The organism is Pseudomonas sp. AE27 (assembly GCF_037113495.1).
Lineage (GTDB): Bacteria > Pseudomonadota > Gammaproteobacteria > Pseudomonadales > Pseudomonadaceae > Aquipseudomonas > Aquipseudomonas palmensis.
The window spans coordinates 2,727,140-2,745,961 of sequence record NZ_CP146966.1 but is presented as its reverse complement, the minus strand read 5'-3'; the positions used below and the strand labels follow the sequence as shown (position 1 = coordinate 2,745,961).

Here is an 18,822-nt window from a genome sequence, read left to right as displayed (position 1 = left end):
GACAACCTTTATTCTTTAAAAACAGGTGGCGGCGCACCAGAACAGTTTCGAAGCATTCATGTTGTTCGCCGTAGGTGTATTGATGGCGCACACCACCCAGACCCAGGGTTTTCTGATCGATACCCTGGCGATCATCTTCGTGATCGCGCGGATCATCTACCTGCCGCTGTATTGGTATGACTTTGCGTGGCAGCGCAGCCTGGTCTGGTCGATCGGGCTGATCTGTTCATTGTTGCTGATGCTCAGCCCGACCTTTCGCCAACTTCTGGCCTGACATGAAAAAACCCGACCTGAGTCGGGTTTTTTCATTAAAGCGCAGTTGCTTACTTGGCAGGTTCTGCCGGGGCGGCTTCTGGTGCTGGCGTCACAGGAGCGGCCTGGTTGTTTTCTTCTGCACGCTTTTGTTCGGCTTCAGCACTGTCTTTGGCGGCTTCGGCGTTTTCTTTGGCGGCGTCGTTCATCTTATCCTGAGCGTCGTCCATTTTCTTCTGGGCTTGCTCGGCATGTTCTTGAGCGTCCTGGGCTTTGTTTTCGCTGGCTTTATCGCAAGCAGCGAGGCCCAGGGCGGCGGCCAGCATAACGGCAAAGGCAATGGGTTTACGCATGGGGTGTTTCTCCTTGTGGAATAGAGTTGCTTGAATTATCTGAGTTCAAGTAAGCGACATAAGTTCCGCGTCGTTTGCACATATATAAGTGCCGGATCCATATAGACTTTCCCTCAGGCTTATGCAGCACCTGAGTTATTGCACAAGGAGCTGACCGTGAATGAACCGTCACCGTTGATGGCCCAGGCCGAACGTTTTCTTTCGGCGCTGCGCCATTGCCAGTTGTTGAAGATGCGCGTAGAGCGCGCCGATGCCGACGGCATCACGCTGTGCCTGCCGTACTCGCCGCAAATCGTGGGCAACCCGCAGAGCGGCGCGATCCATGGCGGTGCAATCACCACGCTGATGGACACTGCGCTGGGCATGGCCACCCTGTGCGCCCTGGCCGAGTTCGAGGTGTGCCCGACCCTGGACCTGCGCATCGACTACATGCACCCGGGGCAGGCCGACAAGGCGGTGTATGGCCAGGCGCAGTGCTACCGGGTCACCCGGGATGTGATCTTCATCCGCGGCTGCGCCTACCAGGACGACCCCGGCGAGCCGATTGCCCAGGTGGTGGGCACCTACATGCGCCTGGGCAAGGACATCAAGGGCGGCCTGGGTTTCGGCCGGCAGCTCAAGGCGGTGGCGCAATGATTCCCGCGGACGTGCATGCACAGCTGCGCCTGGCGCATGCCCAGGGCAACTACGCGCCATTGCTGCAACTGATCCCCTACGCCAGCCTGATCGGTATCCAGTGCAGCCGTGACGGCGACGACCTGCTGTTCTGCCTGCCGGCCAGTGCCGACAATATCGGCAACCCGTTGCTGCCGGCGATCCATGGGGGGGTGATCGCCGGGTTCATGGAACTGTCGGCGGCGCTGTACCTGCTGATTTTCAGCGAAAGCGCGAGCATTCCCAGGATCATCGACTTTTCCATCGATTACCTGCGCGCCGGCCTGTACCGCGATACCTATGCGCGGTGCCAGCTGTGGCGCCAGGGGCGGCGGGTGACCAACGTCGCGATCACCGCCTGGCAGGGCGACCCGGACCAGCCCATCGCCACGGCCCGTGCGCATTTCAAGATCAAAGAACTGCCCGTGCCCTTGAAATAGATATGCCAGCCCCCATCTGCTGTTCATCCCGCCACGAAAGGCCGGACGCTGCCCCGCGGGGGCCGTCGGCCCGAGTGACTACTGCCATCAGATCGGAGTGTTGAAGACCATGAGTGTGGAAACTCAAAAAGAAACCCTGGGCTTCCAGACCGAGGTGAAGCAGCTGCTGCACCTCATGATCCATTCGCTGTACTCGAACAAGGAAATCTTCCTTCGCGAATTGATTTCCAACGCCTCCGACGCCGTCGACAAACTGCGCTTCGAAGCCCTGGCCAAGCCCGAGCTGCTCGAGGGCGGCAGCGACCTGAAGATTCGCGTGAGCTTCGACAAGGCGGCCAACACCGTCACCCTGGAAGACAACGGCATCGGCATGAACCGCGATGACGTGATCACCCACCTGGGCACCATCGCCAAGTCCGGCACTGCCGACTTCATGAAGAACCTCACCGGTGACCAGAAGAAAGACTCGCACCTGATCGGCCAGTTCGGTGTGGGCTTCTACTCGGCGTTCATCGTCGCCGACCAGGTCGATGTTTACAGCCGCCGCGCCGGTACTCCGGCGAGCGAGGGCGTGCACTGGTCGTCCAAGGGCGAGGGCGAGTTCGAAGTCGCCACCGTGGACAAGGCCGAGCGCGGTACGCGCATCGTGCTGCACCTGAAAAAAGGTGAAGACGAATTCGCCGATGGCTGGCGCCTGCGCAACATCATCAAGAAGTACTCCGACCATATCGCCCTGCCGATCGAACTGCCCAAGGAAGCGGCTGCCGCCGAAGGCGAAGAGCAGCCGGCCGTGGAGTGGGAAACCGTCAACCGTGCCAGCGCGCTGTGGACCCGTCCGCGTACCGAGATCAAGGACGAGGAATACCAGGAGTTCTACAAGCACATCGGCCACGATTTCGAAAACCCGCTGGCCTGGAGCCACAACAAGGTCGAAGGCAAGCTGGAGTACACCTCGCTGCTGTACGTGCCGGCCCGTGCGCCGTTCGACCTGTACCAGCGTGAAGCGCCACGCGGCCTGAAGCTGTACGTGCAGCGCGTGTTCGTGATGGACCAGGCCGAATCGTTCCTGCCTTTGTACCTGCGCTTCATCAAGGGTGTGGTCGACTCCAACGACCTGTCGCTGAACGTGTCGCGCGAGATTCTGCAGAAAGACCCGATCATCGATTCGATGAAGTCGGCGCTGACCAAGCGCGTGCTGGACATGCTCGAGAAGCTGGCCAAGAACGAGCCCGAGCAGTACAAGGGCTTCTGGAAGAACTTTGGCCAGGTGCTCAAGGAAGGCCCGGCGGAAGACTTCGCCAACAAGGAGAAGATCGCCGGCCTGCTGCGCTTTGCCTCCACCCATGACGACAGCGGCGAGCAGAGCGTGTCCCTGGCCGACTACCTGGCACGTGCCAAGGAAGGTCAGGACAAGATCTATTTCCTCACCGGCGAGTCCTACGCGCAGGTACGCAACAGCCCGCACCTGGAAGTCTTCCGCAAGAAAGGCATCGAAGTGCTGCTGCTGACCGACCGCATCGACGAGTGGCTGATGAGCTACCTGAGCGAGTTCGACGGCAAGGGCTTCGTCGACGTGGCCCGTGGCGACCTGGACCTGGGCAAGCTGGACTCCGAGGAGGACAAGAAGGCTCAGGAAGAAGTGGCCAAGGACAAGGAAGGCCTGGTCGAGCGTCTGAAAGCTGCGCTGGGCGATACCGTCAGCGAAGTGCGCGTGTCGCACCGCCTGACCGATTCGCCGGCGATCCTGGCCATCGGTGAGCAGGACATGGGCCTGCAGATGCGCCAGATCCTCGAAGCCAGCGGGCAGAAGGTGCCGGACTCCAAGCCGATCTTCGAATTCAACCCGGGTCACCCGCTGATCGAGAAGCTGGACAACGAGCAGAGCGAAGACCGTTTCGCCGACTTCTCGCATATCCTCTTCGATCAGGCCGCCCTGGCGGCGGGCGACAGCCTCAAGGATCCGGCGGCGTATGTGCGTCGACTGAACAAGCTGCTGGTCGAACTGTCGGCGTAAGCAGTTGCAGGAAAGCCCGCTTCGGCGGGCTTTTTTCATTGTGCAAGGAGGGGTTCATGAGCAACGTGACGATCGAGTCGCTGGTGTACAAGCTTGACGGCAAGGTGTACGAAAGCCGCCTGGTGTACACCCACGGCGCCAAGGAACAGCCGGGCCTGGTGATGGCGCCGAACTGGATGGGCATCGGCGAGGGCGCCGAGCGCATTGCCAGGGAGGTGGCGGCCCAGGGCTATGTGGTGCTGCTGGCTGACCTGTATGGGCAGACGCTGCGCCCATCCAACATGGATGAAGCGGGGGCGGCGATGATGCCGCTGAAAAATGATCGGGTCGAGCTGCGCAAACGCATGAAGGCGGCGCTGGATCAGTTGCTGGGGCAATCGAAGGCAGTGCTTGCGCCGGGCAAGCTGGCCACCTTCGGCTTCTGCTTCGGCGGTTGCTGCGCACTGGAGCTGGCCCGTGAAGACCAGCGTCTGCGCGCTGCGGTGTCGTTCCACGGTACGCTGGACACGCCGCTGCCGGCCCAGGAGGGCAAGGTGTCGGCAGCGTTGCTGGTGTTGCACGGTGCAGCCGACCCGCTCGTGCCGCGCGAGCAACTGCCTGCCTTCGAGGCCGAGATGGATGCGGCCAAGGCTGACTGGCAGCTGGTGAGCTACGGAGGCGCGGTGCATTCGTTCACCGACCCCGCAGCGAACGTGCCAGGCAAGATGAAGTACGACGCCAGGACGTCCAAGCGCGCGTTCCAGGCGATGCACACCCTGCTGCGGGAAGTGTTCCAGGCCTGATGGCCTCTTCGCTGGCAAGCCCGCTCCTGCCTCTGTAGGAGCCGGCCTTGCCGGCGAATCTCAAGGCAACTCGATTCGCCCGATCTCGCCCGGTACCACCGGCCAATCCCCGGCCGCCCAGCGTGCCCGTGCCTGCTCGATCAGCGCCGGGTCACTGGCGACGAAGTTCCAGTTCATCCGCCGCGGCCCGTCCAGTTCGTCGCCGCCAATGATCACCAGGTGGCATTCGCTGTCGGCGTACAGGCTCATCGCTTCGCCTTCGGGCAGCACCACCAGGCTGCACGGCTCCAGTGGCTGATCGTCAAGGCTCGCCTCACCGTCGAGTACATAAACCGCCCGTTCAGCGTGTTCGGCGGGAATCAGCAGCGTGCTCGCCGCCTGCATGCGCACCTCGGCATACAGGGTCGCTGACAACACCGGCACTGGCGAGGTCAGGCAAAACCCCGTGCCCGCGATCATGCGGATACTCACCCCCAGCGCATCGCTGCTCGGCAAGCTGGCCGCCGGGTGATGGCTGTAGTGTCCCGGCCCCTGTTCGTGATCCTTCGGCGAGGCCAGCCACACCTGCAGCCCGTGCAGGCGCTTGGGCTGACCCAGCAGCTCCGGCGGGGTGCGCTCGATATGCGCCACGGCGCTGCCGGCGGTCATCCAGCTCACCTCGCCGGCACTCACGCGCTGATCCGAGCCCAGGCTGTCCTTGTGCTGCAACTGGCCTTCGAACAGGTAGGTGAGGGTGGACAGGCCGATGTGCGGGTGCTGGCGAATGTCCATGCCACGCCCGGGCGGGTAGTCGGTCGCCAGCATGTGATCGAAGAACACGAACGGCCCGACGCTGCGCCGCCGTGCCGAAGGCAGCGGGCGCAGGATGGGTTGGCCTTCGACGGATTCGGCGCGCGGGCGGATTACCAGGGGAGGGTTCATCAGGGGCACCAGGGCGATGGAAATAATTGGAAGCATAACCTGCCCGGTGCCCGGGCTGAACCGTTGCGCCCGGCGGCAGGTCTACCCTGGGTCAATTGCACAAGGGGATTGCGATGTGGGCCAGGACGCTGGGGTGCCTGTTGCTGTCGGTGACGCTGTCGGGCATAGCCCAGGCGCGGGAGTACCGCTACAGCGACGCGCACCTGCATTATGTCGATTTCTTTCAGGAAAGCGCCGGCATGGACGAGTTGCTCAAGGCCATGGATGCGGCGCGTATCGATCAGTCGATGATCTCGGGTGTGGCGGTGGCCAAGAAATGGCATGAAGACGAGCCCAAGCGCCCGCGCTACTACGCCGGCGATGATGCCGCAGCCTACTGGTACAGCGCCACCGACATCTATGTGGCAGCGGCGCTGCAACAGTTGCCCGAGCAGCAGCGCCAGCGCTTTCACCCGTTTCTGACCGGCTTCAACCCGGTGGACAAGAACGCGGCCACCCATATCGAGCGCATGCTCGAGCTGTTTCCCGGCCTGTGGCAGGGCATCGGCGAAGTCTTCACCCGCCACGACGACCTGACGGCGTTGACCAGCGGCGACACGCCACGGGCCAACAACGAAGCGCTGGGCCTCATCTACCAGCTAGCGGCCAGGCACGACATGCCGGTGCTGATCCACTCCAACATCACCTCCAAGCGCGAACGCAACCCACTGTACCTGGAAGAGATCGAGCAGCCCCTGCGCGAGCACCCCGATACCCGTTTCATCTGGGCCCACGCCGGCACCAGCATGGAGATTCACCGCCACCAGACCCAGCTGGACTTTCTGCTGCCGACCCTGACGCGCATGCTCGAGCGTTATTCGAACCTGTACATCGACCTGTCGTGGAGCGTGCTCGAACCCTACCTGCTGGACGACAAGGGCGTGCCACGGCCCGAATGGGTTGCGCTGGTGGAGCGCTTCCCCGAACGTTTCATGCTCGGTTCCGATGTGGTCGGCCGCTTCGCCAGCCTGGGCGAGCAACTGCACGGGTTCGACCGGTTCCTGGATGCCTTGCCCGAGGCCGTGGCGCACAAGGTGGCCAAGGACAACTTTCTCGCGGTACTGCCCAGGTCACGCTGATGTCATCAGCCTGTCATGCAAGCCCCATAGCCTGCCGCCATCAACCTGATGGAGAGCAGTATGTCGAAGAGTCGTTTGGGCGCCATGGCCGCGCTGATGCTGGTGAGTGCGGTGGCCGGTGCAGAGGTGCGGGTGCAGGGGCCGGTGGAGTACGGCGTGTTCCAGACCCGCCACCAGGACTTCCAGCCCGGTGAACGGGTATTGACCCAGACCAGCCAGACCCTGGAGCACACCGACCGGGTGCCGGCCCGTCTTGGCAGCAAGTTCGGCCTGCGCTATCGCCTTGAAGGCAAGGTGGCCGAAGACACGCCCCTGACGCTGCTGTACCTGACCCCCGGGGTGATCACCCCCGACGGCCAACGCCATGACAAGTTCGAGGTGGTGCAGAAGCTGGTACCGGGGGCCGCGCAGGATGTCATGGCCTATGAATTTACCGAGCACCACGAAGTGGTACCGGGCCAGTGGCACTTCATGGTGTTCCAGGGGGACCACCTGCTGGCCGAGCAGCGCTTCATCGTGCAATGAGGCATGCGCCGCCTGCGCTCGCAATGACAAGGCGTTTTGATATCACTTTTTCGTCTTACGCAAAAATCTCAAGGGCCGATACCTTCTAATAAGCACGTCAGCTGCATGACCGATGCAGCGCTTTTGGAGGGAACCGGAAGATGAGCTTGAGACGTTTGAACATTGCGCCGCGGGCAGGTCTGGGGTTTGGTCTGGTAGCGTTGCTGGTGTTTGCATTGGGGGCCTTCTCGCTCCTGCAGATGAGCAGCATGCGCCAGCAGTCCGAACAGGTCGACAGCAACTGGCTACCCAGTGTGATCTCGGTGGGGCAGATCAGCCAGGACATGTTCCGGATACGGGCACTGACCCTGCGCCTGCTGCTCAACAGCGACAACGCCGCGCAGCAGCAGACCCATTCACGCATCGAGCAGATCAAGGGCGAGCTGGGCAAGGAACAGCAACGCTACCAGGCCCTGATTGCATTGCCCGAGGAGCAGGCGCTGTTCGACCGCTACCTCAATCTCGAGCAGCAGTACCTGAGCTATCAGGCACGGGTAGTGCAGATGGCCCTGCAGGGCCAGACAACGGAGGCGGTGGCGCTGGTCAACGGTGAGATGAACCAGCTGGCCGATCAGCTCACCACCACCCTCAACGAGCTGATCGCCCTCAACAACCATCACGCCAACATGGCCACCGAGCTTGCCGGCACGGTGTATGAGCGTGCCCGCGTGTGGGTGGTCGGCCTGCTGGTGGCCGCACTGGTGCTCACCGTTGTGCTGGCGCTGACCTTGACCCGCAGTATCGTGCGCCCGCTGGCGCAATCGCTGCAGGTGGCCGAGGTGGTCGCCACCGGCGACCTGACCCCGCAGATCAACGTGGAGGGCAGTGACGAGCCGGCGCGCTTGCAGGCGGCCCTCAAGCAGATGCAGCAGAGCCTGCGCGACACCATCGGGCGTATTTCCGATTCGTCCAACCAGCTGGCCTCGGCGTCCGAAGAGCTCAGCGCAGTGACCGAGGACGCCACCCGCGGCCTGCACCAGCAGACCCAGGAAATCGAGCAGGCCGCCACCGCCGTGAACCAGATGACCGCCGCGGTGGAAGAGGTGGCGAGCAATGCGGTGGCCACCTCCCAGGCCTCGACCGAGTCCGATCGCATTGCCCGTCAGGGGCGCGAGCAGGTGCGCCTGACGGTGGCGTCGATCGAGGCGCTGGCCGATGGCGTTACCGCCAATGCCGCGGAAGTCGGGCAGTTGGCCGAGCAGGTGCACGGCATCACCAAGGTGCTGGATGTGATCGGTTCGATCGCCGAGCAGACCAACCTGCTGGCCCTGAACGCGGCCATCGAGGCGGCGCGGGCGGGGGATGCCGGGCGCGGTTTTGCAGTGGTGGCCGACGAGGTACGGGCACTGGCCCATCGTACCCAGCAGTCGACACGGGAAATCGAACAGATGATCGGTGGCATCCAGGAGGGTACCGACCGGGCGGTGGAGGGCATGCAGCAGACCAACCAGCGTGCCCAGGGCACCCTGGATGGCGCGCATGCGGCGGGTACGGCGCTGGAAGAAATTGCCACGGCCATCAGCCTGATCAACGAGCGCAACCTGGTGATCGCCAGTGCGTCCGAGCAGCAGGCACAGGTGGCGCGGGAGGTGGACCGCAACCTGACCAACATCCGCGACCTGGCGCTGCAGAGCTCGGCAGGGGCCAACCAGACCAGCGCGGCGAGCCAGGCGTTGTCGCAGCTGGCCATCGAGCTTAATACGCTGGTGGGCAGGTTTTCGGTGTAACGCCTTTGGCCGGCAAGGCCGGCCCCTACAGGCATTGCGTGCCCTGCAGGAGCCGGCCTTGCCGGCCAATTGTCCAGAAAGCGGCAAACAAAAACGCCCCGAACCAGTCGGGGCGTTTCTACAGCAGGGGCGAGCCCTTGCTTACTTGCCAGCCCAGCGCTTGAGCACCAGGGTGGCATTGGTGCCGCCGAAACCGAAGCTGTTGCTCATCACGGTGTCGATCTTGGCATTTTCGCGGGTTTCGCGCAGAACTGGCAGGTCGGCCACTTCCGGGTCCAGCTCGTCGATGTTGGCGGAGCCGGCAATGAAGTTGCCTTCCATCATCAGCATGCAGTAGATCGCCTCGTGAACGCCGGCAGCGCCCAGCGAGTGGCCCGACAGGCTCTTGGTGGAGCTGATGGCCGGGGCCTTGTCGCCGAACACTTCACGCACACCCTTCATTTCGGCAACGTCACCGACCGGGGTCGAGGTGCCGTGGGTGTTCAGGTAGTCGATCGGGGTGTCGACGGTGGACAGCGCCTGCTGCATGCAGCGGATCGCGCCTTCGCCACTTGGAGCAACCATGTCGTAACCGTCGGACGTCGCGCCGTAGCCGACGATTTCGGCGTAGATCTTCGCGCCACGGGCCAGAGCGTGCTCCAGCTCCTCGACCACTACCATGCCGCCACCGCCGGCGATGACGAAACCGTCACGGTCGGCATCGTAGGCGCGCGAGGCTTTTTCCGGGGTGTCGTTGCGCTTGCTAGACAGTGCGCCCATGGCGTCGAACAGGAACGACTGGCTCCAGTGCTCTTCTTCACCGCCACCGGCGAACACCACGTCCTGCTTGCCCATCTGGATCTGTTCCATCGCGGTACCAATGCAGTGCGCGCTGGTGGCACACGCCGAGGCGATGGAGTAGTTCAGGCCCTTGATCTTGAACGGGGTGGCCAGGCACGCCGACACGGTGCTGCTCATGGTGCGGGTAACGCGGTATGGGCCGACGCGCTTGACGCCTTTTTCGCGCAGGATGTCCAGCGCTTCCATCTGGTTCAGGGTCGAGGCGCCGCCGGAACCGGCGATCAGACCGGTGCGCGGGTTGGACACCTGCTCTTCGCTCAGGCCCGAGTCCTTGATCGCGTCCTGCATCGCCAGGTAGGCGTAGGCGGCTGCGTGACCGACGAAGCGATAGACCTTGCGGTCGATCAGCTCTTCGAGGTTGAGGTCGATGGAACCGGAAACCTGGCTGCGCAGCCCCATTTCCTTGTATTCCGGGTTGAAACGGATGCCCGGACGGCTTTTACGCAGGTTTTCGGAGACGGTCTCTTTGTCATTGCCCAGGCACGATACGATGCCCAGACCTGTGATTACGACGCGGCGCATGCGAATAACCCTTAGAAATTTTCAGTGGAGGTAAATACACCGACCCGAAGGCCTTCGGCGGTGTAGATCTCGCGGCCGTCGACGCTGACCGAGCCATCGGCGATGGCCATGTTCAGCTTGCCTTTCAGGACGCGCTTGATGTGGATGTTATAGGTGACTTTCTTGGCGGTCGGCAGTACCTGACCGAAGAACTTCACTTCGCCCGAACCCAGGGCCCGGCCACGGCCTGGCAGGCCTTGCCAGCCCAGGAAGAATCCGACCAGCTGCCACATGGCATCCAGGCCCAGGCAGCCTGGCATCACCGGGTCGCCTTCGAAATGGCAGGCGAAGAACCACAGGTCTGGACTGATATCCAGCTCGGCGACCAACTCACCTTTGCCGTACTTGCCACCCTCTTGGCTGATGTGCGTGATGCGATCCACCATCAGCATGTTAGGGGCGGGCAGTTGCGCGTTACCTGGGCCGAACAGCTCACCGCGACTGCAGCGCAGCAGGTCTTCCCGGGTAAAGGCGTTTTGTTTGGTCATGCGAGCTCCTCAATAGTCACCGTGCGGCACGGGGTAGATCTTCCCGACCGACCCAAAAGCCTCAGGCTTGGGGCGGCAGCCTACACATAGACTATTGCGTTGTAGTGAAAGTCACAGCACAGGGGACGAAGATGTACACTTGTGCACTGAAATTTTTATGACAAGCCCGGCAAGGGCCCGGTTCAGTCTGTAAGACTGCCGCACTTTAGCATTTATCGCCAGTCACAGATGCCTGTGCGGGCAGCCAGCGTTGCAGAATCTGCTGCAGATCAATGCGTTTGAACGGCTTGGTCAGGTAGTCGTTCATGCCGGCGGCCAGGCAGCGTTCGCGATCGCCCTGCAGCGCGTTGGCAGTCAGGGCGATGATCGGCATGGCTGCGGCATGGGGGATCTGGCGGATGCGCCGGGTGGCCTCGTAGCCGTCGATGACCGGCAGGCGGCAATCCATCAGCGTGGCGGCAAAGCGCTGGCGGCTGGCCAGCGCCACCGCCTGGGCGCCATCGGCGGCCACGCACACCTCGAACCCCAGGCTGCGCAGCATGGCCTGGGTCACGGCCTGGTTCACCGGGTTGTCCTCCACCAGCAGGATGCGCCGGCCCTGGCCAGGGTCACTGTTGTCGGCCCTGGGCGCAGGCAGCGTGGGGTTCTGCTGCATGCATAGCGCCAGCGGCATTTCCAGGGTAAAGGTCGAGCCCCTGCCTTCACGGCTTTCGGCACGCAGCGTGCCGCCCATGCGCTCGGTCAGGGTGCGGGCGATAGACAGCCCCAGGCCGGTACCGCCGTAACGTCGTGAAATAGAACTGTCGGCCTGCTGGAAGGCCACGAACATGGTTTCCAGGCGCTCGCTGTCGATACCGATGCCGGTATCGCGCACCGCACAGGTGAACCAGATCAGTTGTCGGTCCAGTACCTGCCAGCGCGGTTCGATCTGCACGCTGCCGTGTTCGGTGAACTTCAGCGCATTGCCGATCAGGTTCACCAGCACCTGGCGGATGCGGGTCGGGTCGCCGGCCACGCGCAACTGTTCCATGCCTGGCGGCAGTGGCGCCAGCAGCAGCAATCCGCGCTGCTGGGCGACATGCTGGAACGACTGCGTGCAACTGCCCAGCAGCTCGGCCAGGTTGAACTCGATGTGCTCCAACTCCAGTGTCGTGCGCTCGATCCGCGAGAAGTCGAGGATGTCGTTGATCACCTTGAGCAGATGGCCGGTGGACTCGCTGGCCACGGCCGCGTACTCGCTCTGTTCTTCGCTCAGCGCGGTGGTCTGCAGCAGTTGCAGCATGCCCAGCACCCCGTTCATGGGGGTGCGCAGCTCGTGGCTCATCATCGCCAGGAAGTCCGACTTGGCCTTGTTCGCCTGTTCCGCTTCCTCGCGGGCCTGGATCAGCTGGGCGATAGCCTGTTGCTGCTCGTGGCTGGCCTGTGCCAGGCCGCTGGCCAGGTTGTTGATGTGGCGGGCCAGGTGGCCCAGCTCGCTGTCGTCGACCACCGGCAGCGGCGCATTGAAGTCGCCTTTCTGGATGGCCTTGACCGCGTGCCCCATGTCGCTGATCGGACGCGACAGGCTGCGCGCCAGGCGCCGTGCGAGGATGAAGGTGAACAGCAGGGCGAACAGGGCCAGGATCGCGGCCTTGATCACGATTTCCTGCTGGCGCTGGTTGAAGGCGTCATCGGACATGCCCACGATCACCCGGCCCAGGTAATCGTCCTTGCGGGTCGAGGCCGAGCCGCCGTTGTGCAGGAAATCGCTGTCCAGGAAGATTCGCTGCAGGCGGATAGGCGCCTGGAACACCTCGACCTGCTGGGGGCGGTTCTCGTGCTCGCCGGCCTGCTCGACATACACCAGGATGTGGTTTTCGCTGTCCTGCACTTCGAGAAAGCGCACATGCGGGATGGTCAGGGTGGCGCGCATCAGGCTCTCGAGCACTTCGTCATTGCCCGAAATGACCCCGTATTCCGAGGCCGGTGCCAGCTGGTTGGCGATCAGTTGGCCGGTATGGTTGAGCTCCTGGCGCAAGTCCTGGATGCGTACGAAGGTGAAGAAGCTGATCAGCAGCAACGTCAGCAGCAGGGCCGGCCCCAGGCTGATGATCTGGGTGCGGGTACTGATATCCCAGGTCAGTTTTTTCATCGGTGCTTCTCTCCTGCGGCCACGGCCTGCTGTGCGGCCACCGGGTCTATCGCCTCGATGCCCAGGGCTCGGGCCACCTGCTGGTTGCCGGCCACGCGAAATCGCTCGGGGTACAACGTCCGCGGCCAGGCCGCCGGCGGCTGGTCGAGCAGGCGGTCGAGCACCGCCAGCCAGTCATGCTGGTCGCTCAGGGTACTGGCCAGCCCGCCGGCGCGCACGAACCCGGCATTCGGACCGATCAGCGGGACCTGGCGTGCATAGCTGCTCAGCAGCAGGTGCTTGGCCGTGGTGGCGTTGTACAGCAGTGGGTCGTCCAGGCCCAGTAGCACATCGCTGTTTTTGAGCACGGCCTGCAGCGGCCGATTGTCACGCGGGTCGGGCCAGGCCTGGGCGATGATCTCAAGGCGCAGCGCCTTGGCCGCCTGGCGCAGCTCGTCGAGCAGGAACCGGCTGTTCTCGGTATATAGCACACCAATACGCCTGGCCTGGGGCAGCAGGTAGTGGGCCAGGCGCAACTGGCGCGCGGGCGGCGGGTCGCTCCACAGCAGGCTCAGGTAGGACGGGCGTCGGTCGCCCAGGTGCCGGCTGGCCTGTACCCGGCTGACCCGCAAGGCCAGCGTCGGCGGGCCTTCGGCCTGTTTCAGGCGCCAGTCCAGTGCGGCCAGGTCGAGCAGAATCAGGCGCGTGCCCGGCTTGAGCCTGTGCCCGGCAGGCAGTTCTGACACGGCGGTGAAGCGCACGTGATCGGTGGGGCGCTGCGCGCGTAGGGCGGTGACGAAGTCGCGCACGCCTGCATTGCCCTGGGCGGCGGTAACCAGAATGTCTGCGGCCGCCAGTGCGCTCAGCGGCCACGCCAGCATCAGCACCAGGCAAGCGTGCAGCAGGCGCATCAGAATTCCAGCTCCGCGCTCAGGTACAGCACCTGCCGGCTGTCGTAGCGGTTCTGCCAGTTGCTGGTGGGCTCGTCATCCAGGCGTTGCTGAAGCATCCCGGCCAGCTCCAGGCTGGCGTTGCGGATGGGGATGCGCCTGGCCACGCGCAGGTCGATACGCTCGAAGCGGTACTGGTTGAGGGCGTCGTCGCCGTAGTAGAACACTGCGCTCGACCAGCCTCGGCCCCAGTCGCGCAGCCAGCCGGCCGATCCGCTGTTGCGTGCGCTGAGGTGGCGGTCATCGGGGTTGCTGGCCCAGGCATCGACATAGGCGTAGGTCAGGCGCAGGCGGTCGGCACTGCGCAGTTGCCAGTCCAGTTGCGCCTCGCTGCCGCTGAAACGCGCCTTGTTGGCGTTGCTGGCGATGGGCCGGTTGTTGCGCAGCGGTTCGCTGACCATGCCGGTGAGCTGGTCATGGAACAGCTTGATGTCCAGGCTCAGGCCGATTTCGCTGAAAAAGCCGTTGTAGCCCAGCTCCTGCGAGCGCATGCGTTCCTGGTCGAGGTCGCCCGGGCCGCGGGTGGTGACGAAGTACTCGGCGTGGCGCTGGCCGAAGGCGGCCGGGCGCAGGTTGTCGACGCGGTAGCTCCAGTTGACGTTGTTCTCGAACATGTCCGGCGAGCGTACCGCCTCCGAGTACACCGCACGCAGGCCGTGGCGCGGGGTGATCAGGTAGTTCACGGCCAGGCGTGGGGCAAGCGAGCTGCCCGCCAGCCGGGTATCCTCGAACATCGCGCCGCCCTGCACGATCCAGTGCTCGTCGGCGCGCCACTCGAGCTGGCCGAACAGGCGCCAGGTGGTGTCGTCGAGGCTGCCATCGTAGTAGGTCTGCGAGTCGGCCCGGTCGTAGCGGTAGGCGACGCCGCTGACCAGGCGCAGGCTGTCGCTCAGGCTCAGGGTGTCCTGCAGCTCCAGGTCCAGGCGGCTTTCGCGGGTACTCTGGTCGATGTCGCCGCACACCGGGTTGGCACCGCCGTTGTGCCACTGCTGGCGGACCTCGCGGGCCAGCGCCTGCTCCTGGTCGCTGCCGGGAGGAATCGGTGCGTCGATGTTGCGGGCCAGGCGTTCGGTATAGCCCGGGTTGAGCCGCCACAGCTGCGCCAGTTGCGGGCTGAAGGCGATGGCCGCATCGCACGCGCGCCACACCTGCTGGCGATCCCAGTGCAGCGCCGAACCCTGCAGGTACAGGCTGTGCCGCGGGTCCAGGTCGATGTTCCAGCGTACCGAGGCGGCGTAGTCCTTGGCATTCACGTCGGCGTTCGCCCCTGCGCCGCTAACGCCGGGGAACACCGGGGTATAGGCATAGGGGCGCTGCTCGCTGCCTTCCTTGGCGGAAAACTGCCAGTCCAGGCTCTGCTCGGCGTTCAGCGCATGGCTGGCGCTCAGGCTCAGGCGGGTCAGGCGGCGGCCATCGCGGTAGTGCTGGCCCTGCGCGTTGTGGTCAAAGCCGTCGTCCTGCTGGCCCGACAGCGACAGGCGCAGGTCGCCGCCGTCCCAGCCCAGGCCCTGGCTGGCGTACCAGTCGTCGATGCCGCGCTGGCCGCGGATCACCTTGAGCCGCGTGCCATGGCTGTCGGCCGGGCTGCGGGTGAGGATGTTGACCACCGCCATCAGTGCATTGGCGCCATAGCTGACGGTGTTGGGCCCGCGGAACACCTCGATGCGCTCGATATCCTCCAGTGCCAGCGGGATATCGCCCCAGTCCACCGTCGCCAGCCCCGCGCGGTACACCGAACGGCCATCGACCAGCACCTGCATGCGCCGCGCATCGTTGACGCTGCTGCCGTGGTAGTTGGCCGCCGGCTGGTTGCCCGCGCCGTAGCCGACCATCATGCCGGGCACCAGGCGCAGCAGTTCGGGTACGTTGCGCGCGCCGCTGGCGCGGATCAGCTCACTGTCGAGCACGCTCATGCTGCCGGGCACCGCCGCCGGCGACTGCCTGAGGCGGGTGGCGGTCAGGATCTGCGGCAGCGCCTGGCTGTCGACGAACAGGTCGTCCGCCACCGCCGGACCGCCCAGCAGGGCAGTCAGCAGAACCAGCGGGCGCGAGGGGGGTGGGCCAAGATGCACGGCGCGGCCTTGATGGCGGGTATCGAGCGGGCATGTTAACCGAGTAGCCGGCTTTTTCCAGCGATCAAACCCGCATTGCTGCGGTCCAATCGCACATCTGGCGCTGGCCGTGGCCTTAACGCTCCGTATAATGCGGGGGTCGCCACTTTATTGGTTTTAACGGATTGGATATGACTGAACAGCAGCCTGTTGCAGTTCTTGGAGGCGGGAGCTTTGGTACCGCCGTGGCGAACCTGCTGGCCGAGAATGGTGTCGAGGTACGGCAGTGGATGCGCGACCCCGAGCAAGCCGAGGCCATGCGCAACAACCGCGAAAACCCGCGCTACCTCAAGGGCGTGAAGATCCACCCGGGCGTCGAGCCGGTCAACGACCTGCTGGCCACCCTGCAGGCCTGCGAGCTGATCTTCGTCGCCTTGCCGTCCAGCGCCCTGCGCAGCGTACTGGCGCCCCATGCCGAGCTGCTGAGCAACAAGCTGCTGGTGAGCCTGACCAAGGGCATCGAGGCGCATACCTTCAAGCTGATGAGCCAGATTCTCGAAGAGATCGCCCCACAGGCGCGCATCGGCGTGCTCTCCGGGCCCAACCTGGCCCGCGAGGTGGCCGAGCACGCGCTGACCGCCACCGTGGTCGCCAGCGAGGACGAGCAGCTGTGCCAGCGGGTCCAGGCCGTGCTGCACGGGCGTACTTTCCGTGTCTATGCCAGCAACGACCGCTTTGGCGTCGAGCTGGGCGGCGCCCTGAAGAACGTCTATGCCATCATCGCCGGCATGGCGGTGGCGCTGGGCATGGGCGAGAACACCAAGAGCATGCTGATCACCCGCGCGCTGGCCGAGATGACCCGCTTCGCCGTCAGCCAGGGCGCCAACCCGATGACGTTCCTGGGCCTGGCCGGTGTCGGCGACCTGATCGTCACCTGCTCCTCGCCCAAGAGCCGCAACTACCAGGTCGGCCATGCCCTGGGCCAGGGGCTGAGCCTGGACGAGGCGGTCAACCGCCTGGGCGAGGTGGCCGAAGGGGTCAACACCCTCAAGGTGCTCAAGGCCAAGGCCGAGCAAGTGCAGGTGTACATGCCGCTGGTAGCCGGCCTGCATGCCATCCTGTTCGAAGGCCGGACCCTGAGCCAGGTGATCGAGCTGCTGATGCGCGGCGAGCCGAAAACCGACGTCGACTTCATTTCCACCAGCGGTTTCAACTGAATTACAGGAGCAGGGCATGAACGAGTCCCCAAAACAGGCGCAGCGCGAATCGATCATCTTGCGTGTGCTGTGGATGCTGGTGTTCCTACTGGTATGGCAACTGGCCGAGCTGCTGCTGGGTGGCCTGGTGGTGGTGCAACTGGTGTACCGGCTGATCTACGGCGCACCCAGTGCCAGCCTGATGAACTTCGGCGACAGCCTGAGCCAGTTTCTGGCCCAGATCGGTCGCTTCGGCAGTTTCCACACCGACCAGAAGCCCTGGCCGTTCGCCGACTGGCCCACCCCGCGCGCGCCGGAAGGCGAAGCCGCCCACAGCGTGCCGCCTGCACCACACCCGGCGCGTGACGAAGAGCCCAAGCTGTGAAGCTGTGGGTACTGCGCCACGGTGAAGCCGAGCCCCGCGCCAACAGCGACGCCGAACGCCGGCTGACCGCCCACGGTCGCGAGCAGGTGCTGCGCAGTGCCGCCCAGTTGCTCGGCTGCGCGCCGCAGGTGATCCTGGCCAGCCCCTATGTACGCGCGCAGCAGACCGCTGCGCTGGTCCACGAGGCGCTGGGTTTGGACAAGCCGGTGCAGACCGTGCCCTGGCTCACCCCCGAAAGCGACCCGCAGCAGGTCATCGCCGAGCTGGACAGGCTGGGGGTGGAGCAGGTGCTGCTGGTCAGCCATCAACCGCTGGTGGGCACGCTGGTGTGCCTGCTCGAGCATGGCCACCGCAAGGACCCCGCACCCATGGGCACCGCCAGCCTGGCCGAACTCGACGGCGACCACCCCCTGGCCGGGCTGATGACACTGCGCAGTCTCACTCCCACCTGATCGCCAACCACGACAAGGAATGCTGCATGAGCCTCTGGAAAACCCAACCCGATATCGACCAGCTCAACGCCCGCCAGAAAGGCACCATCGGCGAAGTGCTGGATATTCGCTTCGAAGGCTTCACCGACGACTCCCTGAGCGCCAGCATGGTCGTCGACCAGCGCACCCACCAGCCATTCGGCCTGTTGCACGGCGGCGCCTCGGTGGTGCTGGCCGAGAGCGTCGGCTCCATGGCCAGCTACCTGTGCATCGACACCACGCGCTTCTATTGCGTGGGCCTGGAGATCAACGCCAACCACCTGCGCGGTGTGCGCAGCGGGCGCGTCACGGCCACTGCCCGGCCCGTGCACATTGGCCGTAGCACCCATGTGTGGGACATCCGCCTGAGCACCGAAGACGGCAAGCTCAACTGCATCTCGCGCCTGACCATCGCCGTCATCGCGCTGGGCGACAACCCACCGGCGACCTGATATTTCTACCAGTTGTTGCCCATGCCCTGCCTTGCTAGCGTGCCCCCAGGACCCATCGGGGGCGCGAACAGGAGTTTGGCGATGAACACACCGGATCCGGAAATGGCAGGCTCGGCCTACTTCTACGACATCGTGCGCCAGGTCGAGCGTGCCCAGGCGCTGGATTTTGCCGAGTACAACGTGCTCAAAGACAGCGCCGAGGCCAAGCTCGACGAGTTGATGCGACGCCTGGAGGGGCTGCGCGAGCTCAGGCAATTGCGCGAGACGGGCCGCCTGATGGGGCATCAGTTGCAGGCCACCTGCCTGGCACTGCGCCGGGCCGAACTGAGCCGCGAGCACAAGCGCAAGGCACGTGATGCGCTCGAGTACCAGTTGCTGTACTTGCAGGCCTGCCTGCGCCGTTCGATCGCCAGCTTCGACGCGAATTGACCTGATCGTCGTGCTCCCTGGCCTGTACGGATGTTGCCGGGTGTTGCCGCGGCGGGGAAAATGGC

At 64.4% G+C, this 18,822-nt stretch carries 19 protein-coding genes and 1 pseudogene; 13 read left to right on the top strand and 7 right to left on the bottom strand.

Annotated elements, in window-relative coordinates:
• Positions 1–25: 25 nt before the first annotated feature.
• Positions 26–274 (top strand): annotated as a pseudogene (locus V9K84_RS12655) (MAPEG family protein); the annotation flags it as partial.
• A 49-nt stretch (positions 275–323) separates the two neighbouring features.
• On the opposite strand, the gene V9K84_RS12650 reads toward V9K84_RS12655, so the two are convergent.
• Positions 324–605 carry a hypothetical protein gene (locus V9K84_RS12650; RefSeq protein ID WP_043863130.1) on the bottom strand — a complete coding sequence of 94 codons (282 nt, stop codon included), beginning with the start codon at positions 603–605 and terminating at the stop codon, positions 324–326.
• 177 nt (positions 606–782) lie between these two features.
• Here V9K84_RS12650 and V9K84_RS12645 point away from each other — a divergent pair, with 177 nt between their 5' ends.
• The 4 genes from V9K84_RS12645 to V9K84_RS12630 all read left to right on the top strand — a co-directional run bounded on the left by V9K84_RS12645 (position 783) and on the right by V9K84_RS12630 (position 4,495).
• Entirely contained in the window at positions 783–1,241 is a 459-nt protein-coding gene (locus V9K84_RS12645) for a PaaI family thioesterase (protein WP_078480455.1), read from the top strand.
• Positions 1,238–1,699, top strand: a complete 462-nt coding sequence (locus V9K84_RS12640; protein ID WP_088515663.1) for a PaaI family thioesterase — start codon at positions 1,238–1,240, stop codon at positions 1,697–1,699. Before V9K84_RS12645 ends, V9K84_RS12640 begins: the two co-directional genes overlap by 4 nt.
• Positions 1,700–1,808: 109 nt before the next feature.
• The gene (gene htpG, locus V9K84_RS12635; protein WP_043863127.1) at positions 1,809–3,713 is read left to right on the top strand and encodes a molecular chaperone HtpG; all 1,905 of its coding nucleotides are present in this window, start codon (positions 1,809–1,811) and stop codon (positions 3,711–3,713) included.
• Positions 3,714–3,769: 56 nt separating this feature from the next.
• Entirely contained in the window at positions 3,770–4,495 is a 726-nt protein-coding gene (locus V9K84_RS12630) for a dienelactone hydrolase family protein (RefSeq protein ID WP_043863126.1), read from the top strand.
• Between the two features lie 60 nt (positions 4,496–4,555).
• Here V9K84_RS12630 and V9K84_RS12625 read toward each other — a convergent pair whose 3' ends face one another.
• On the bottom strand, positions 4,556–5,416 hold the full coding sequence (locus V9K84_RS12625; protein WP_088515664.1) for a pirin family protein: 861 nt from the start codon (positions 5,414–5,416) through the stop codon (positions 4,556–4,558).
• A gap of 113 nt (positions 5,417–5,529) precedes the next feature.
• On the opposite strand from V9K84_RS12625, the gene V9K84_RS12620 reads away from it, so the two are divergent.
• From V9K84_RS12620 to V9K84_RS12610, 3 genes are all read left to right on the top strand, one after another.
• Positions 5,530–6,534, top strand: coding sequence for an amidohydrolase family protein (locus V9K84_RS12620; RefSeq protein ID WP_088515665.1), 1,005 nt, complete (start codon positions 5,530–5,532; stop codon positions 6,532–6,534).
• A gap of 60 nt (positions 6,535–6,594) precedes the next feature.
• Entirely contained in the window at positions 6,595–7,059 is a 465-nt protein-coding gene (locus V9K84_RS12615; protein WP_088515666.1) for a DUF3859 domain-containing protein, read from the top strand.
• A gap of 140 nt (positions 7,060–7,199) precedes the next feature.
• Complete coding sequence (locus tag V9K84_RS12610) at positions 7,200–8,825, top strand: methyl-accepting chemotaxis protein (RefSeq protein ID WP_088515667.1); 1,626 nt, start codon at positions 7,200–7,202, stop codon at positions 8,823–8,825.
• A 141-nt stretch (positions 8,826–8,966) separates the two neighbouring features.
• Here V9K84_RS12610 and fabB read toward each other — a convergent pair whose 3' ends face one another.
• The 5 genes from fabB to V9K84_RS12585 form a co-directional block, all read right to left on the bottom strand.
• Positions 8,967–10,187 (bottom strand): beta-ketoacyl-ACP synthase I, encoded by a 1,221-nt coding sequence (fabB, locus tag V9K84_RS12605; RefSeq protein ID WP_054915677.1) that lies wholly within the window; start codon positions 10,185–10,187, stop codon positions 8,967–8,969.
• 11 nt (positions 10,188–10,198) lie between these two features.
• Positions 10,199–10,714, bottom strand: a complete 516-nt coding sequence (gene fabA / locus V9K84_RS12600; RefSeq protein WP_043863120.1) for a 3-hydroxyacyl-[acyl-carrier-protein] dehydratase FabA — start codon at positions 10,712–10,714, stop codon at positions 10,199–10,201.
• Positions 10,715–10,919: 205 nt separating this feature from the next.
• On the bottom strand, positions 10,920–12,845 hold the full coding sequence (locus V9K84_RS12595) for an ATP-binding protein (RefSeq protein ID WP_088515668.1): 1,926 nt from the start codon (positions 12,843–12,845) through the stop codon (positions 10,920–10,922).
• Complete coding sequence (locus V9K84_RS12590) at positions 12,842–13,735, bottom strand: ABC transporter substrate binding protein (protein ID WP_043863118.1); 894 nt, start codon at positions 13,733–13,735, stop codon at positions 12,842–12,844. Before V9K84_RS12590 ends, V9K84_RS12595 begins: the two co-directional genes overlap by 4 nt.
• Entirely contained in the window at positions 13,735–15,846 is a 2,112-nt protein-coding gene (locus tag V9K84_RS12585) for a TonB-dependent receptor (protein ID WP_088515669.1), read from the bottom strand. The genes V9K84_RS12590 and V9K84_RS12585 overlap by 1 nt, the downstream gene beginning before the upstream one ends.
• A 170-nt stretch (positions 15,847–16,016) precedes the next feature.
• On the opposite strand from V9K84_RS12585, the gene V9K84_RS12580 reads away from it, so the two are divergent.
• From V9K84_RS12580 to V9K84_RS12560, 5 genes are all read left to right on the top strand, one after another.
• Positions 16,017–17,042: an NAD(P)H-dependent glycerol-3-phosphate dehydrogenase gene (locus tag V9K84_RS12580; protein WP_043863116.1), complete on the top strand. Its 1,026-nt coding sequence runs from the start codon at positions 16,017–16,019 to the stop codon at positions 17,040–17,042.
• A 16-nt stretch (positions 17,043–17,058) separates the two neighbouring features.
• Positions 17,059–17,406, top strand: coding sequence for a DUF4389 domain-containing protein (locus V9K84_RS12575; RefSeq protein ID WP_043863115.1), 348 nt, complete (start codon positions 17,059–17,061; stop codon positions 17,404–17,406).
• Positions 17,403–17,858, top strand: a complete 456-nt coding sequence (sixA, locus tag V9K84_RS12570; protein WP_043863114.1) for a phosphohistidine phosphatase SixA — start codon at positions 17,403–17,405, stop codon at positions 17,856–17,858. The genes V9K84_RS12575 and sixA overlap by 4 nt, the downstream gene beginning before the upstream one ends.
• A 26-nt stretch (positions 17,859–17,884) precedes the next feature.
• The gene (locus V9K84_RS12565; RefSeq protein WP_043863113.1) at positions 17,885–18,328 is read left to right on the top strand and encodes a hotdog fold thioesterase; all 444 of its coding nucleotides are present in this window, start codon (positions 17,885–17,887) and stop codon (positions 18,326–18,328) included.
• A gap of 81 nt (positions 18,329–18,409) precedes the next feature.
• Positions 18,410–18,757 carry a hypothetical protein gene (locus tag V9K84_RS12560; RefSeq protein WP_043863112.1) on the top strand — a complete coding sequence of 116 codons (348 nt, stop codon included), beginning with the start codon at positions 18,410–18,412 and terminating at the stop codon, positions 18,755–18,757.
• Positions 18,758–18,822 lie beyond the last annotated feature (65 nt).